13 protein-coding genes are annotated in these 14,289 nt (G+C 63.6%); 6 read left to right on the forward strand and 7 right to left on the reverse strand.

Annotated elements, in window-relative coordinates; genetic code table 11:
* Positions 1 to 7 precede the first annotated feature (7 nt).
* Positions 8 to 469 (reverse strand): PPOX class F420-dependent oxidoreductase, encoded by a 462-nt coding sequence (locus E4P29_RS01780; protein WP_135041381.1) that lies wholly within the window; start codon positions 467 to 469, stop codon positions 8 to 10.
* Positions 470 to 501: 32 nt separating this feature from the next.
* Here E4P29_RS01780 and E4P29_RS01785 point away from each other — a divergent pair, with 32 nt between their 5' ends.
* The gene (locus E4P29_RS01785) at positions 502 to 1,359 is read left to right on the forward strand and encodes a PPK2 family polyphosphate kinase (RefSeq protein ID WP_135041383.1); all 858 of its coding nucleotides are present in this window, start codon (positions 502 to 504) and stop codon (positions 1,357 to 1,359) included.
* A gap of 54 nt (positions 1,360 to 1,413) precedes the next feature.
* On the opposite strand, the gene E4P29_RS01790 is transcribed toward E4P29_RS01785, so the two are convergent.
* The 4 genes from E4P29_RS01790 to aceA all read right to left on the reverse strand — a co-directional run bounded on the left by E4P29_RS01790 (position 1,414) and on the right by aceA (position 5,246).
* The gene (locus tag E4P29_RS01790) at positions 1,414 to 2,454 is read right to left on the reverse strand and encodes an NAD(P)-dependent alcohol dehydrogenase (RefSeq protein WP_135041385.1); all 1,041 of its coding nucleotides are present in this window, start codon (positions 2,452 to 2,454) and stop codon (positions 1,414 to 1,416) included.
* Positions 2,455 to 2,550: 96 nt separating this feature from the next.
* Complete coding sequence (locus E4P29_RS01795) at positions 2,551 to 2,826, reverse strand: hypothetical protein (protein WP_027498402.1); 276 nt, start codon at positions 2,824 to 2,826, stop codon at positions 2,551 to 2,553.
* A gap of 91 nt (positions 2,827 to 2,917) precedes the next feature.
* Positions 2,918 to 3,793 (reverse strand): 3-hydroxybutyryl-CoA dehydrogenase, encoded by an 876-nt coding sequence (locus E4P29_RS01800; protein WP_135041387.1) that lies wholly within the window; start codon positions 3,791 to 3,793, stop codon positions 2,918 to 2,920.
* A 163-nt stretch (positions 3,794 to 3,956) separates the two neighbouring features.
* Positions 3,957 to 5,246 carry an isocitrate lyase gene (gene aceA, locus E4P29_RS01805; RefSeq protein ID WP_027498404.1) on the reverse strand — a complete coding sequence of 430 codons (1,290 nt, stop codon included), beginning with the start codon at positions 5,244 to 5,246 and terminating at the stop codon, positions 3,957 to 3,959.
* A gap of 532 nt (positions 5,247 to 5,778) precedes the next feature.
* Between aceA and E4P29_RS01810 the strand changes: the two genes are divergently transcribed.
* Positions 5,779 to 6,759: a DUF559 domain-containing protein gene (locus E4P29_RS01810; RefSeq protein ID WP_135041389.1), complete on the forward strand. Its 981-nt coding sequence runs from the start codon at positions 5,779 to 5,781 to the stop codon at positions 6,757 to 6,759.
* Between the two features lie 194 nt (positions 6,760 to 6,953).
* Here E4P29_RS01810 and E4P29_RS01815 read toward each other — a convergent pair whose 3' ends face one another.
* Complete coding sequence (locus E4P29_RS01815; RefSeq protein ID WP_135041391.1) at positions 6,954 to 7,358, reverse strand: hypothetical protein; 405 nt, start codon at positions 7,356 to 7,358, stop codon at positions 6,954 to 6,956.
* Positions 7,359 to 7,506: 148 nt separating this feature from the next.
* Here E4P29_RS01815 and ramB point away from each other — a divergent pair, with 148 nt between their 5' ends.
* Both ramB and E4P29_RS01825 read left to right on the forward strand, forming a co-directional pair.
* Positions 7,507 to 8,919 carry an acetate metabolism transcriptional regulator RamB gene (gene ramB / locus E4P29_RS01820; protein ID WP_135041393.1) on the forward strand — a complete coding sequence of 471 codons (1,413 nt, stop codon included), beginning with the start codon at positions 7,507 to 7,509 and terminating at the stop codon, positions 8,917 to 8,919.
* Positions 8,920 to 8,935: 16 nt separating this feature from the next.
* Positions 8,936 to 9,709: an LLM class flavin-dependent oxidoreductase gene (locus E4P29_RS01825; protein WP_135041395.1), complete on the forward strand. Its 774-nt coding sequence runs from the start codon at positions 8,936 to 8,938 to the stop codon at positions 9,707 to 9,709.
* A gap of 26 nt (positions 9,710 to 9,735) precedes the next feature.
* On the opposite strand, the gene E4P29_RS01830 is transcribed toward E4P29_RS01825, so the two are convergent.
* On the reverse strand, positions 9,736 to 10,731 hold the full coding sequence (locus E4P29_RS01830; protein WP_245154107.1) for an MBL fold metallo-hydrolase: 996 nt from the start codon (positions 10,729 to 10,731) through the stop codon (positions 9,736 to 9,738).
* 157 nt (positions 10,732 to 10,888) lie between these two features.
* Here E4P29_RS01830 and E4P29_RS01835 point away from each other — a divergent pair, with 157 nt between their 5' ends.
* Both E4P29_RS01835 and E4P29_RS01840 read left to right on the forward strand, forming a co-directional pair.
* Positions 10,889 to 12,328: a gamma-aminobutyraldehyde dehydrogenase gene (locus tag E4P29_RS01835; RefSeq protein ID WP_135041397.1), complete on the forward strand. Its 1,440-nt coding sequence runs from the start codon at positions 10,889 to 10,891 to the stop codon at positions 12,326 to 12,328.
* The gene (locus E4P29_RS01840) at positions 12,325 to 14,262 is read left to right on the forward strand and encodes a primary-amine oxidase (RefSeq protein WP_135041399.1); all 1,938 of its coding nucleotides are present in this window, start codon (positions 12,325 to 12,327) and stop codon (positions 14,260 to 14,262) included. Before E4P29_RS01835 ends, E4P29_RS01840 begins: the two co-directional genes overlap by 4 nt.
* Positions 14,263 to 14,289 lie beyond the last annotated feature (27 nt).

The raw sequence follows: 14,289 nt of genomic DNA on the forward strand, positions 1-14,289 counted from the left end.
GGGCTTGTCACACTCTTCCCGGGGGAAAACCACCCGCGGCGATCGGTCCCCAGGTGTCGATCGTGATGCGGATCAACGACTTTCCCTGCTTCACCATCGCCGCGCGGTACTCGTCCCAGTCCGAGTGCTCGCCGGCGATGCTGCGGAAGTACTCCACGAGCGGTTCGACGGCGTCGGGCAGATCGATGATCTCGGCCGTCCCGTCGATCTGTACGTAGTCGCCGTTCCAGTCATCGCTGTGCACCAACACGGTGACGGCCGGCGTGCGGCGGATGTTGTGCACCTTGGCGCGCTCGGGGTACGTGGCGATGACGATGCGGCCCTGGGAGTCCACGCCTGCGGACACCGGGGACACCTGCAGGCCGTCGTCGCGCTTGCGGGTGATCAGTGTGTGGTGGTGTCGTGGACGCACGAATTCGAGTAGTTGCTCACGCGACACGGTCTCGGCTTTTGCGATGGTAGGGGCCATGATTTCCATGGTAGAGACGTAGTCTGACGCCCATGGCCGACAACCCGAAACTGTGGACTCAGTCCCCCGTCGATGTACTGCGCGCCGGCGCTTCTCCACGGGTGGAGGACATCGATTTCAGCGCTACTCCGGGGTTCGACGGCAAGAAGGCACACGGCAACGACGTCCTCGAGCAGCGCGGTGCGGTGCTGGCGGCGCTCCAGGAAAAGCTCTATGCCCACGGGCGCGCGGGCGGCACCAAGTCGGTTTTGCTGGTGTTGCAGGGCATGGACACCGCAGGCAAGGGCGGCATGGTCAAGCACGTCATCGGGATGGTCGATCCCCAGGGCGTCGACCTCGCGTCGTTCGGAGTGCCGACCCAAGAAGAGAAGCAACACCACTACCTGTGGCGCATCCGAAAAGCCCTTCCGCGAGCAGGCCGAATCGGGGTGTTCGATCGGTCCCACTACGAGGACGTTCTCGTCGTCGCGGTTCACGACCTCGTGCCACGGCAGGTGTGGGAGAAGCGATTCGACGAGATCAACGCCTTCGAGAAGGAATTGGTCGACGAGGACACTGTCGTCGTCAAAGTTGCTCTCTTCGTCTCGGCGGACGAGCAGAAGAAGCGATTGCAGGAGCGGCTCGATCGACCCGAGAAGCACTGGAAGTACAACCCGGGTGATGTCACCGAGCGTGGATTCCTACCGCAGTACCGGACGGCGTATCAGCGGGTGCTCGATCGAACGGATACCGACCACGCACCGTGGTACGTCGTCCCGTCCGACCGCAAGTGGTACAGCAGGTTGGCGGTCACCGAGATCTTGATCGACGCGCTCGAAAAGCTCGATCTCGATTGGCCCGCAGCCGATTTCGACGTCGAACACGAGAAGAAGCGACTGGCCGAAAGCTGACCGAAAGGGCCCGCGACATCGCGTCGCGGGCCCTTTCGTACTGTCAGTCGGAGATCAGAGCGTTGCTGCGTCGATGACGAAGCGGTAGCGCACGTCGGACTTGACGACGCGGTCGTATGCCTCGTTGATCTTCTCGGCCGGAATGACCTCGATCTCGGCACCGATGTGGTGCTCGGCGCAGAAGTCAAGCATTTCCTGGGTCTCGGCGATGCCGCCGACCATGGAACCGGCGAACGAGCGACGGTTGGCCAGCAGATTGAACGCAGGCACCTCGAGGGGCTTCTCGGGAACGCCGAGCTCGACGAGGGTTCCGTTGCGGGCCAGCAGTCCCAGGTACTTGCCCATGGGCAGGTTGGCCGAGACGGTGTTGAGGATCAGGTCGAACTTGCCCTGCAGATCCTTTAGAGCAGTGGTGTCCTTGGTGGCGTAGTACTCGTCGGCACCGTAGGCCTTGCCGTCTGCTTCCTTCGCATCCGTCTGGCTCAGCACGGTGACGTGCGCGCCCATGGCGTGAGCGATCTTGACGCCGATATGTCCGAGGCCGCCCATTCCGATGATGGCGACCTTCTTGTCTGGGCCGGCTCCCCAGTGCTTGAGGGGCGAGTACAACGTGATGCCTGCGCACAGCAGCGGCGCGGCGACGTCGAGCTCGACGCCTTCCGGAATTCCGAGAACGAACTTCTCGGTGACGACGATCTGGGTGGAGTAGCCGCCGTTGGTGAACTCACCTTCGTAGGTGGTCGAGTTGTAGGTCTGTACGACACCCTTGGTGCAGTACTGCTCGTCGCCGTCGAGACATGCCTCGCACTTGCCGCAGGAGTCGACGAAGCAGCCGACGCCGACGCGGTCGCCCACCTTGCGGGTGGTCACCTCGGAGCCGACCTCGGCCACGATGCCGGCGATCTCGTGCCCGGGAACGACGGGATACGTGGTGCCGCCCCACTCGTTTCGGGCGGTGTGGATGTCGGAGTGGCAGATGCCCGCGAACTTGACGTCGATGAGGATGTCGTTCGGTCCGACTGCGCGTCGCTCGATCGTCGCCTTCTCGAGCGGAGCGTCCGGAGCGGTGGCCTGGTAAGCGGTAGCTGAAGTCATATCTACATTGCTACCTACGCATCTGTGTAAACGCAACACAGCTACCGCTACGACCAGGCTATTCCTACTCCGAACGAGTCGTTCGCAACAGTAACGTCAGCTGTTCTTGGCGATATTGACGCCGAGCCACCCAACATACGCTGCCAGACCGACCAGTCCGATCTTGCGGGTCTTGGGGTAGGCGATCGCCACGCCGACCGCCAGTTCGGTGGCCCCGTTACGACTGATCCAGGTTCGAGTGTCCTTGGGGAACGGCAGCTTGGTGATTCCCTCGAAGGCCTCCGGGACCACGAAATGGGCCGCGCCGGTGGCGGCCAACCCGATTCCGAATGCCTTGGGCACCAGACCGTTCGACTTCTTGGACTTGCTCACTGACATGCTCCCTGGGATCGAAGGATTTGCATCGGCAGACCGACAATAGCGCTCGGTGGGCCGCTGCGCGGCGACCCGCCCGAGACGCCCACTACTTTGCTACGCGGCCGTTTTCGTAGCGGTAGAACCCGGCCCCGGTCTTCTTGCCCGTCTGTCCTGCCTCGACCATGCGCAGCAACAGCGGCGGTGCCGCGAACAGCGGCTCGTCGAATTCCGAATACATGGAGTCGGCAATGGACTTGACGGTGTCGAGACCTACGAGATCCGCGAGGGCGAGCGGTCCCATCGGGTGAGCCAGACCCAGAACCGTTGCTTTGTCGACGTCTTCTTTGGTCGCGAATCCCGACTCGACCATGCGGATCGCCGAGAGCAGATACGGAACCAGAAGTGCATTGACGACGAAGCCCGAGCGATCCGCGGACCGCACCACCTGTTTGCCGAGAACATCTCCGGCGAAGGCTTCGGCACGGTCGGCCACCGCATCGGACGTCGCGCTCGTCGTGACCAGCTCGACGAGTGGCAGTACCGGTACCGGATTGAAGAAATGAAGTCCGACGACGCGCTGCGGTGCCGTGGTGGCCGACGCGAGCGTCGTGATCGGAATGGACGAGGTGTTGGAGGCGAGCACGGCATTCGCGTCGGACACCACCGCGTCGAGTTCTGCGAAGATTGCCGACTTGACCTTCTCGTCCTCGACGACTGCTTCGACGACGAGTTGACGGTCTGCGAAGTCCCCGAGATCGCAGGTGAACCGCAACCGCGAGACGGCATGTTCTCGTTCACGCTCGGTGATCTTGCCGCTGCTCACTCCGCGGTCCAGTGATTGCAGGATGCGGCTCCGGCCGGCCGTCGCCTGTTCGCGACTCTGTTCGTAGACCGACACGTCGACGTGCGCGCGGGCGCAGACCTCTGCAATTCCAGCACCCATCTGCCCGGCTCCGACGATCCCCACCCTCTCGACCGTCACAGAAAACTCCTAGCCAATAATGTTGCAGCACAACAGCTTTTAGTGAGATGAGGGTAACTCTGATCGGGTACGCCCAAAACCTTCGTCGTACAGAACAGGCGGCCCGCAACGAAAGTTGCGGACCGCCTGACTAGTGCGCTGAAGATCCGGGGAGGCGGTACCTCTAGTGGAACTGGCCTTCTTCGGTGGAGCCCTTCAGGGCAGCCGTCGAGGTGTTGGGGTCGACGGTGGTGGCGATGCGGTCGAAGTAGCCCGCACCGACCTCACGCTGGTGCTTGATGGCGGTGAAGCCACGCTCTTCGGCAGCCTTGAACTCGCGCTCCTGCAGGTCGACGAACGCGGTCATGCCTTCGCGGGCGTAGCCGTGTGCCAGGTCGAACATGCCGTAGTTGAGCGAGTGGAAGCCCGCGAGGGTGATGAACTGGAACTTGAAGCCCATGGCGCCGAGTTCCTTCTGGAACTTCGCGATGGTGGCGTCGTCCAGGTGCGCCTTCCAGTTGAACGAAGGCGAGCAGTTGTAGGCGAGCAGCTGGTCCGGGAATTCGCTGCGAACCGACTCGGAGAACTTCTTGGCGACCTCGAGGTCCGGGACGCCGGTCTCCATCCAGATGAGGTCTGCGTACGGTGCGTAGGCCTTGGCGCGAGCGATGCAGGGCTCGATGCCGTTCTTGACGCCGAAGAAGCCTTCCGCGGTGCGGGTTCCGTCGAGGAATTCGCGGTCACGCTCGTCGACGTCGGAGGTGATCAGCGTGGCTGCCTCGGCGTCGGTGCGGGCGATGATGACCGAGGGGACGTCGGCGACGTCCGAGGCCAGACGAGCGGAGGTCAGGGTGCGGATGTGCTGCTGGGTGGGGATGAGCACCTTGCCACCGAGGTGGCCGCACTTCTTCTCCGATGCGAGCTGGTCTTCCCAGTGCACGCCTGCAGCACCGGCCACGATCATGGCCTTCTGCAGCTCGTATGCGTTCAGTGCGCCACCGAAGCCGGCTTCGGCGTCGGCCACGATGGGTGCAACCCAGTTCTTGACGGACGTGTCGCCCTCGATCTTGGCGATCTCGTCGGCGCGCAGGAGCGCGTTGTTGATGCGACGGACGACCGACGGCACCGAGTTGGCCGGGTAGAGGCTCTGGTCCGGGTAGGTGTGGCCCGAGAGGTTGGCGTCGCCGGCGACCTGCCAGCCGGAAAGGTAGATCGCCTGGAGGCCGGCGCGGATCTGCTGCACGGCCTGGTTACCGGTGAGGGCACCGAGCGAGTTGATGTAGTCCTCGTTGTTGACGAGATCCCACAGGATCTCGCTGCCGCGGCGAGCGAGTGTGGCTTCTTCGACCACAGTGCCCTGGAGGTCGGAGACCTGCTGCGCGGTGAAGTTACGGGTGACGCCCTTCCAGCGCGGGTTGGTGTCCCAATCCTGCTGAATCTCGGCGGTGGTCTTCGGGGTGCCGGTGGTCGACATCGGAGCTCCAGTCTCTTCTCTGCTTCTCGGCCTGCCGCGAGACGAATCTTCACATCGTTGCCAGGCCCTTCTGGTGTACTCCAAAACAATGGCACACCCAAAAACAGGCGTCTACCAGTTGTTAGTGCCAATCTTGGCTAGCTTTCCAGAGCCCTTTGCTAAGTCTGCGAATTTTCGGGGCTCACATACCTCGCCGATCGGGCAGCGTGGTTACTCGTCGGTAGTGTCAAATCCCCAGTTGGTGAACGGAATGAACAAAATTCTTTACGGGACGCTTGTACGGTTTGAATCAAGCGTCTGAATCGAGTCAGAAAACAGCTTCGCAGTGATGGACGTCACACCGATTCCGTCCCACGATGTGGACGCTGCACGACGTGATCCACTCGCCATCTCTCGTTGGAGAATCCCCCGTGCGAGTGCGTCGAGTGGAGCAGGAATTGCACCATCCACAAGCAACCGGCCATGCACAGGCCATTCCATTTCCCCAGGTCGACCGATCAACGCCGTACAGCGAGACACCGATGCTGCTGCCATGACACACCGCAACCCCGCAGACTCCACCCCCACCCCCGCAGGTCATTCCGCAGGCTCCACTCCCACCCCCGCAGGTCATTCCGCAGGCTCCACTCCCACCCCCGCAGGTCATTCCGCAGGCTCCACTCCCACCCCCGCAGGTCATTCCGCAGGCTCCACCCCCACCACTTGGGGGGACCTCGTCGCCGCAGGGATTCACCCCAGCACCATCTCGCGTCGCTTCACCCGCGTCCTGCCGACGGTCCATATGCGCGGGGAGCCGTCGACGATGGACCGATGTCGGGCGATCACGCTGTGGCGACCCGACGCCGTCCTCAGTCATCGATCGGCCGCATACCTGCGCGGCTGGACCACCGAACCGACAATGCTCGACGCCACCGTCCCTCGATCTGCGCGGCTGCGACCTCCGCCTTGGCTTCGGCTGCACCGTCGCGACATGGACTCCACGCTCGTCGACGAGGTCGCGACGCTGCCCTGCACCATCTCTGCGCAGACGATGCTCGACTGCCTGGCGCTACTCCCCCGCCCCGATGCCGAGTTGCTGATCGACGAGCGCCTGAAGTTCGGAATGGACCCGGCTTCGCTGCTCTGCCTACTCGACCGATTCCCGGGTCGGCGCGGGAACGTCGAGCTGGCTCGTCAGGTGCGGCTCGCGGTATCGAGATTCGCGTCGGAGCCCGAGCGCGCCCTGGGCCGCGCAGTGCATCGGCTCCGCCTGCGCCTGGAGATGAACGCTGCAGTCGGACCGTTCGTGTGTGATTTCGTCGACCGCCGCAGCCGAACGATCATCGAAGTCGACGGTCGCGAATTCCACAGTGCGGCAGCCGTATTCAGCAAGGATCGTCGACGACAGAACGCGCTGGTCCTCGATGGCTGGTTGGTGCTGCGCTATTCGGCGTTCGATGTGCTCACTGCACCCGATCGCGTTGCGGGCGAGATCGCAGCGGTCATTCGACGACGGCGGGCATCGCGGCGATGACTGCACACAATGCTCCACTCGCTGGGCCGTACACGGGATTTACCGGATCTACCGCGAAAAGTGGAGCACCAGTTGCATCAGGCCGGTCGCAGTGGCCGACCCGGCGCTGAATGCACAGAATGCTCCACTCCCGGAGCGAGCACGAGATTCGTCGCGCCTGCCCCGGGCAGCGGAGCATCAGTTGCAGAAATGACTCAGACGCGAACGCCGTTACGGTCGACACTCGTCGCGACCACTCGCGAGGTGACCGGGGCCCTACGCGACGCAACCACTCCCAACGCACCCATGGCGGCGATCACGAGTCCGCCGACGATGGCGAACAGGTCCGCGGCCAGCAGTCCGGAGGGGAAGACCATCAGCGCGGGCGAGACGGCAAGCAACACACCCAGGCCGACGTGAGTCCAGTGGCTCTGCCTGGACGCGGATCCGATTGCCCAGAGCGCCGACGATGCCGCGAGGATGCCGAGCACCAGGATGGCTCCGGTGACTTCTTGGTCGCCCTGGACGGGAAGCCAGACGGTGGAGGCGACCAGAACGGCTCCGGTGACGAAGACGACGACGTCCCTGACGATTTCCGATGTGCGCTGACGATTGGACATGACCGCTCCTCGAGGTGCGTGATGAATAGCTCGTATATCGGTATACGCCTTTACTCCGGCTAATGTTCCCCAAGGTCACCGAATCGTGACCCAGCAGCTAGTTGCGAACGGTGTTAAGGCAATTCTTCGCAGGCGTAGCCTGGCAACCGTGTCCAAGACTTTCGTCGGCGTGCGCCTTCGGCAGCTACGCAGCGAACGCAGCATGAGCCAGGTATCTCTGGCGCAGAAGCTCGGCATCTCGGCCAGCTATCTCAACCAGATCGAGCACGACGTGCGCCCGTTGACGGTTCCGGTTCTGCTGCGCATCTCGGAGGTCTTCGGCGTCGACACCTCGTTCTTCTCCTCCGAGGACGACACCCGGCTGGTTGCCGAGTTGCGCGAGGTCGCGCTCGACCAGGACATGGGCATCGACGCCGATCCGCACGAGATCGCGCAGATGGTCAGCTCGCACCCACAGCTGGCTCGGGCAATGGTCAATATGCATCGCCGATACCGCAATACGACGGCTCAGCTGTTGGCAGCGACCGAGGAACGATATTCGGACGGCAGTGGCAGCGGCTCCATCAGCAAGCCGCACGAAGAGGTGCGCGACTACTTCTATCAACGACAGAACTATCTGCACGAATTGGATACCGCCGCAGAGGCATTGACGTCGAGAATTCGGTTTCATCGCGCCGACGTGGGTGGTGAGATCGCGAAGCGGTTGCGCACGGTGCACGACGTGCAGATTGTCAATCGCATCGACCTCGGTGAGAACGTGCTGCATCGGTTCGACCCGCAGACGCGGGTGTTGGAGATTTCTCCCCACCTCTCCGGCGGGCAGAAGGTCTTCAAGTTCGCCGCCGAGCTCGCGTATCTCGAATGCGGTGACCTGTTGAACAAGATGGCCGACGAGGGAAACTTCACGAGCGAGGCGTCGAAGAAGTTGGCAGTACTCGGGTTCGCCAACTACTTCGCGGCCGCGACGGTGTTGCCGTATCACCAGTTCCATGATGTCGCCGAGGATTTCCGATACGACATCGAGCGGCTCTCGGCCTTCTTCTCGGTCAGTTACGAGACCATCTGCCACCGACTCTCCACGCTGCAGCGCCCCGAGATGCGCGGTGTTCCGTTCTCGTTCGTTCGAGTCGATCGCGCAGGCAACATGTCGAAACGGCAGTCCGCCACCGGCTTCCATTTCTCCTCCAGCGGCGGCACCTGTCCGCTGTGGAACGTGTACGAGACGTTCGCGTATCCCGGCAAGATCATGACGCAGATCGCCGAGATGCCCGATGGCCGCAACTACCTGTGGATCGCGCGAACGGTGGAACGCCGCGCCGCTCGATACGGTCAGCCCGGCAAGACTTTTGCCATCGGCCTCGGTTGCGAACTTCGCCATGCCGGACGGCTCGTGTACGCCGACGGACTGGACGTGCAGGGCTCGGCGGTCGCGACTCCGATCGGAGCGGGTTGCCGGGTCTGCGAACGCTCGAACTGCCCGCAACGTGCGTTCCCACCGCTGGGCAAGGACCTCGACATAGACGAGCACCGAAGCTCGGTGTCCCCGTATCTCGTTCGCTGATCAGAAAGAGAACCCCATGACCCGAATCGGCGTTGTACTCAGGCCCGAGATCGCCCCGGAGAAACTGGTCGACGCGGCTCGCGCAGCCGATGCCGCGGGCGTCGACGAGGTCTGGCTGTGGGAAGACTGCTTCTTCTCCGGCGGGTTGTATACTGCTGCACTGATTCTCGCGAGCACCGATCGCGTGCACGTCGGCATTGGGGTGTTGCCCACTCCGATGCGGAACGTCGCGTCAACTGCCATGGAGATCGCGACCGTCGCTAGGGTCCATCCGGGTCGGCTTCGTGTGGGACTCGGCCACGGCGTCCAGTCGTGGATGGGCCAGATCGGCGCACGAGTGCAGTCTCCGCTGACGTTACTCGACGAGCAGATGACAGCACTCACCGCTCTCCTCGCGGGCGAGAGCGTCACCACGCAGGGACGATACGTCTCGCTCGACAATGTGCAGCTCGACTGGCCTCCGCTGCTGGCACCTCCGCTTCTCGTCGGGGCCACCGGCCCGAAAACCCTTGCTCTGAGCGGCCGCAGGAGTGTCGGCACCATTCTCACGAGCGAGACGGACCCGGATCAGCTGCGGACTGCCGTCGGACACATCGCCGCGGGCCCGGGTCACGAGATCGTCGTCTATGTTGCAGTCGAATCCGATTCCGATGCCGCCATGAGTAATCTGCAGCGCTGGATCGACGCGGGCGCTACCACTGTCGTACTCGAACCGTGTGCAGAACAACCGAATCCGACCCCACTGTTCGCGCTCGCCGCATCCTTGACCAAGGAGTTCGGAGCCCGGTAACCAGCATTCTCACCGGAAGGCCGACACTAGCTCTCCCGCAGATAGCGTCCCGCGTCGGCGAACGCGCGTGCTCGACGCGTCAGCGTGGGCTGCGCAGCGGGTTCTCCTCGCCACAGGCGGTAGAGCGTGCTCATGCTGAGGATGAGTCGCTCGGGCGAATCCCAGTGTGCGTAGTGCCCGAATTCGGGGGATTTGAGCAGGTTGAGGGCGGCCTCGGTGGAGCCGAGGCCCGCGTCGAAGCACGCCCGTCCGGCCTCGGCCACCCAGGTCCAATAGCTGCGCACGGCGCGGATTTCGTCGGTGCCGCACAGGGGGCCGTGGCCGGGAACGTACACGTCGGCGTCGAGTTCGAGGAGATGGTCGAGGGCGTCGATCCAGTTCTGCAGCGGTCCGTGCCAGAGCACCGGGGTGGCGTCGATGAAGAGCAGGTCGCCTGCGAATACGACCCCCACGTCCGGGAGGTGAGCGATGAGATCACCTTCGGTGTGCGCCGGACCGAGATAGCGCAGGTGAACCGATCTTCCTGCGACATCGATGGTCTCGGTGGTTTCGAAGGTGTGATCAGGCAGGCGGGGCAGCGCCGACGGAAACAGCGCGTCGCCGCGAACACGGTCCATGTAGGAGCCCATCGCACCGATCGGTCCCGGCACCCAGCCGACCGCCTTGCCGAAGGACGCGAATGCGGATACACCCTTCGGTGGAGTCTCCGCCTTCATCGCGTGCAGCGACGCCGCGCTGGTGGTGATGCGCGCGGAGGCGGGCACGCTGTCGTTTCCCCACCAGTGATCACCGTCCGAATGCGTGTTGAGGACCTCGGTGATGGGTGCGGCGGAAACCAACTCGGCGGTGTCAGCGACAACCCGCTCGGCCCAGTTCACGTCCCAGACGGTGTCGATCAGCATCGACGCCGAACCCGGTGCGACGACGAGCCCGGTGTTGGTCTGCCCCCAACTCCCCGGTGGACGCATGAAGGCCCAGGTGTCGTCGGCGATCTGCTGGTATCCCACCTCGGTGTTGTGCACTGCCACAGGCTATCCGCTGAGCATCTCCTGCAGAAGACCATTCCACCGACGTTTCGTCCTGATCGATTGCGTCGTCGTGTAAATCTTGTCGGGTGGCAAAGTTTCGCGCGTAGGTGCAGGCTTTGCAGAACCGAAATACTCGACGCTAGGGGTTGTCATGACGGTGCCTGTCCTGCAGAACTACATCGACGGGGTATTCGTGACGCCCTCGGGCACCGAGATGCTCGATGTGATCAGCCCGGTGGACGAGACGGTCGTCGCCCACTCCCCCATCTCCGACGCGGCCGACGTCGACGCCGCAATGTCGGCTGCCGCCAAAGCTTTCGAGACCTGGGGCAAGACGACTCCCAGTGAGCGGCAGAAGGTACTGCTGAAGCTCGCCGACGCCATCGAGGCCCACAGCGACGAGATCGTCGAGGCGCAGAGTCGTAACACCGGTCAGCCGAAGGCCACCATCGCCGCCGAGGAAGTCACCGTCGGAGCAGATCAGATTCGGTTCTTCGCCGGGGCTGCCCGGATGCTCGAAGGCAAGTCGGCCGGCGAGTACATGGACGGGTTCACCTCGTACGTACGCCGCGAGCCGATCGGCGTCGTAGGGCAGGTGACGCCGTGGAACTACCCGTTCATGATGGCGATCTGGAAGATCGGGCCTGCGCTGGCAGCCGGCAACACCGTCGTTCTCAAGCCGAGCGACACCACCCCCGAGAGCACCCTGGTGCTGGCGAAGTTGTCGAAGGGCATCGTCCCCGACGGAGTGCTGAACATCGTTCTGGGCAACGGCGGCACCGGCGCAGCCATCGTCGAGCACAAGACGCCCGGCCTGGTCTCGATCACCGGTTCGGTGCGGGCAGGCATCGCTGTCGCCGTCGCCGCCGCCAAGCAGCTCAAGCGCGCGCATCTCGAGCTGGGCGGCAAGGCACCGGCCATCGTGTTCGACGACGTCGACCTCACCAAGGCCGCCGACGGCATCGCCGAGGCCGCGTTCTTCAACGCCGGCCAGGACTGCACGGCGGTCACTCGCGTGTTGGTGCACGAGTCGGTACACGACTCGCTCGTCGACGCCCTCGTCGCCAAGGCGAAGACACTGAAGGTCGGATTGCCCGACGACCCCGACACTTTCCTCGGCCCGCTCAACAACGTCAACCACTTCGGTCAGGTGAGCTCCAAGGTCGACGGTGTCGGTGCACACGCAACCGTCGTCACCGGCGGAAAACGTATCGGCGACAAGGGATTCTTCTACGAGCCCACGATCATCACGGGCGTGCAGCAGTCCGATCCCATCGTGCAGGAGGAGACGTTCGGCCCGGTGCTGACGGTGCAGAAGTTCTCCGACGAGGCGGAGGCGATCGAGCTCGCCAACGACGTCGACTTCGGTCTCGCGTCGAGCGTCTGGACCTCCGATCACGCCCGCACCCTTCGCATTTCGGCAGCTCTCGACTTCGGTGCAGTCTGGGTCAATTGCCACATCCCACTGGTGGCCGAGATGCCGCACGGCGGCTTCAAGTACTCCGGTTACGGCAAGGATCTCTCGGCGTACGGCGTGGACGACTACACCCGCATCAAGCACGTGATGAGCTCGACGGAGACCATCGCATGACATTCCATCCCCTGGACCCACTCTCGAGCGACGAATTCTCCACAGTCGCCGAGGTTCTGGGCCGGGAACACGGCGTCGGCGACGGGTGGCGATTCGCCTCGATCGAGATGATCGAACCGGCCAAGTCCGAGGTGGCCGCATTCGATGCGGACGGTACTGTCCCTGCTCGTCGCGCAGTGTCGGTGGTGCTGAACCGGGCCGAGAACACCACGTTCAAAGCCGTGGTGTCACTGGACAACACGACCACCGAATCCTGGACCCACATCCCGGACGTGCAGCCCAACTTCACCGTCGACGAGTGGGAAGAGGCCGACGCGGCCCTGCGCGCGCACCCCGATGTGATTGCCGCACTTGCCGATCGCGGGATCACCGATCTCGATCTGGTGTTCATGGACACCTGGACCTACGGCGAGGCGGTGACGCCCGAGAAGTACAAGGGTCGACGCCTGGGTTGGTCCGACACGTGGGTCAAAGCCGCCGCGGGTGCCAATCCGTACGCGGGGCCGGTGGGCGGCTTCCACTGCGTCATCGACGTCAACACGATGGAACTGCTCGAAATCGAGGACACGTACCGCGTCGAGCGGCCCGAGATCATGGGCGAGTACGTGCCCCGCCACATCCCGGAGCGCATCCGCAACGCGAGCAGCCGGCCGCCGCTGAAGCCGCTCGAGATCACCCAGCCGGACGGCCCGTCGTTCGAGCTGGACGGCAACAAGCTCACGTGGCAGAACTGGTCGCTGCGGGTGGGATTCAACTACCGCGAGGGCATGACGCTGCACGCCGTCACCTACGACGACAACGGGAACGTGCGATCCGTCGCGAACCGAATGTCGTTCGCGGAGATGATCGTTCCGTATCGTGACCACACCGAGGATCACTATCGGCGCACCGCGTTCGACATCGGCGAGTGGGGCCTGGGTTTCATGACGACCTCGCTCGAACTCGGCTGCGACTGTCTCGGCGAGATACGGTACCTCGACGCCGTGCTGCACAACAGCAAAGGCGAGCCGTACACGATCACCAACGCGATCTGTATCCACGAGGAAGACAACGCGGTGCTGTGGAAGCACGTCGACCACGACGCCGGGGCAGAGGTGCGTCGAATGCGCCGTCTCACCGTCAGCTTCCACGCCACCGTCGCGAACTACGAGTACCTGGTCTACTGGCGGTTCTATCAGGACGGCAACATCGAGTGCGAGGTCCGCGCGACGGGCATCATGGTCGTCACGCACTTCGACGAGGGCACCGCTCATCCGTCGGGCACGCTGATCGACAATCGCACGTATGCGCCGTACCACCAGCACTTCCTGGTCGCCCGGCTCGATCTGGACATCGACGGCACCGAGAACACCGTCTATTCGAGCCGAACCCAGATGGTGCCGATGGGTCCCGACAATCCGTACGGCCTGGCCCTGACGCAAGTGAACACCCCGCTCACCACCGAGTCCGAGGGCAAGCAGGATTACGACTGGAACACGCAGAAGGCGTGGAAGGTGGTCAACGACAACGTCACCAACGGTCTCGGCACCCGGCCCGCGTACAAGTTGGTGCCCGGCTCGGCGATTCCGGCGATGTTCGATCCGGCCTCGCCCATCTTCCAGCGTTCCCAGGTGATCGGTCACACCGTGTGGGTCACACCCAATTCACCCGACGAGCGTTGGCCGAGCGGCGAGTTCGTCAATCAGAGTGGCGTCGACCACGGCCTGCCCGAGTGGACCGAGAAGAACCGATCGATCGAGAACACCGATGTGGTGGTCTGGTACACCTTCGGCATCCATCACATCACCAGGCCCGAGGACTGGCCGGTGATGCCCGCGGACACGGTCTCGTTCTGGCTCAAGCCTTTCGGCTTCTTCGATCGCAACCCCTCACTCGACGTCGCCGCATCGGAGCCGAAGCATTGCCACACCGATCCCGGCAGCACCTGTCACTAGTTCGTTCGACCTCACGAAAGGCTCGCC

Origin of the sequence: Rhodococcus sp. 1R11 (genome assembly GCF_004563845.1) — a bacterium.
GTDB lineage: Bacteria > Actinomycetota > Actinomycetes > Mycobacteriales > Mycobacteriaceae > Rhodococcoides.

Coding starts and splice junctions, on each gene's coding strand:
- aceA (WP_027498404.1), bottom strand. CDS start 5,246: ATGTCGACCACCGGCACCCCGAAGACCACCGCCGAGATTCAGCAGGAT.
- E4P29_RS01810 (WP_135041389.1), top strand. CDS start 5,779: ATGACACACCGCAACCCCGCAGACTCCACCCCCACCCCCGCAGGTCAT.
- E4P29_RS01790 (WP_135041385.1), bottom strand. CDS start 2,454: ATGACTTCAGCTACCGCTTACCAGGCCACCGCTCCGGACGCTCCGCTC.
- E4P29_RS01785 (WP_135041383.1), top strand. CDS start 502: ATGGCCGACAACCCGAAACTGTGGACTCAGTCCCCCGTCGATGTACTG.
- E4P29_RS01835 (WP_135041397.1), top strand. CDS start 10,889: ATGACGGTGCCTGTCCTGCAGAACTACATCGACGGGGTATTCGTGACG.
- E4P29_RS01825 (WP_135041395.1), top strand. CDS start 8,936: ATGACCCGAATCGGCGTTGTACTCAGGCCCGAGATCGCCCCGGAGAAA.
- E4P29_RS01780 (WP_135041381.1), bottom strand. CDS start 469: ATGGCCCCTACCATCGCAAAAGCCGAGACCGTGTCGCGTGAGCAACTA.
- E4P29_RS01840 (WP_135041399.1), top strand. CDS start 12,325: ATGACATTCCATCCCCTGGACCCACTCTCGAGCGACGAATTCTCCACA.
- E4P29_RS01815 (WP_135041391.1), bottom strand. CDS start 7,358: ATGTCCAATCGTCAGCGCACATCGGAAATCGTCAGGGACGTCGTCGTC.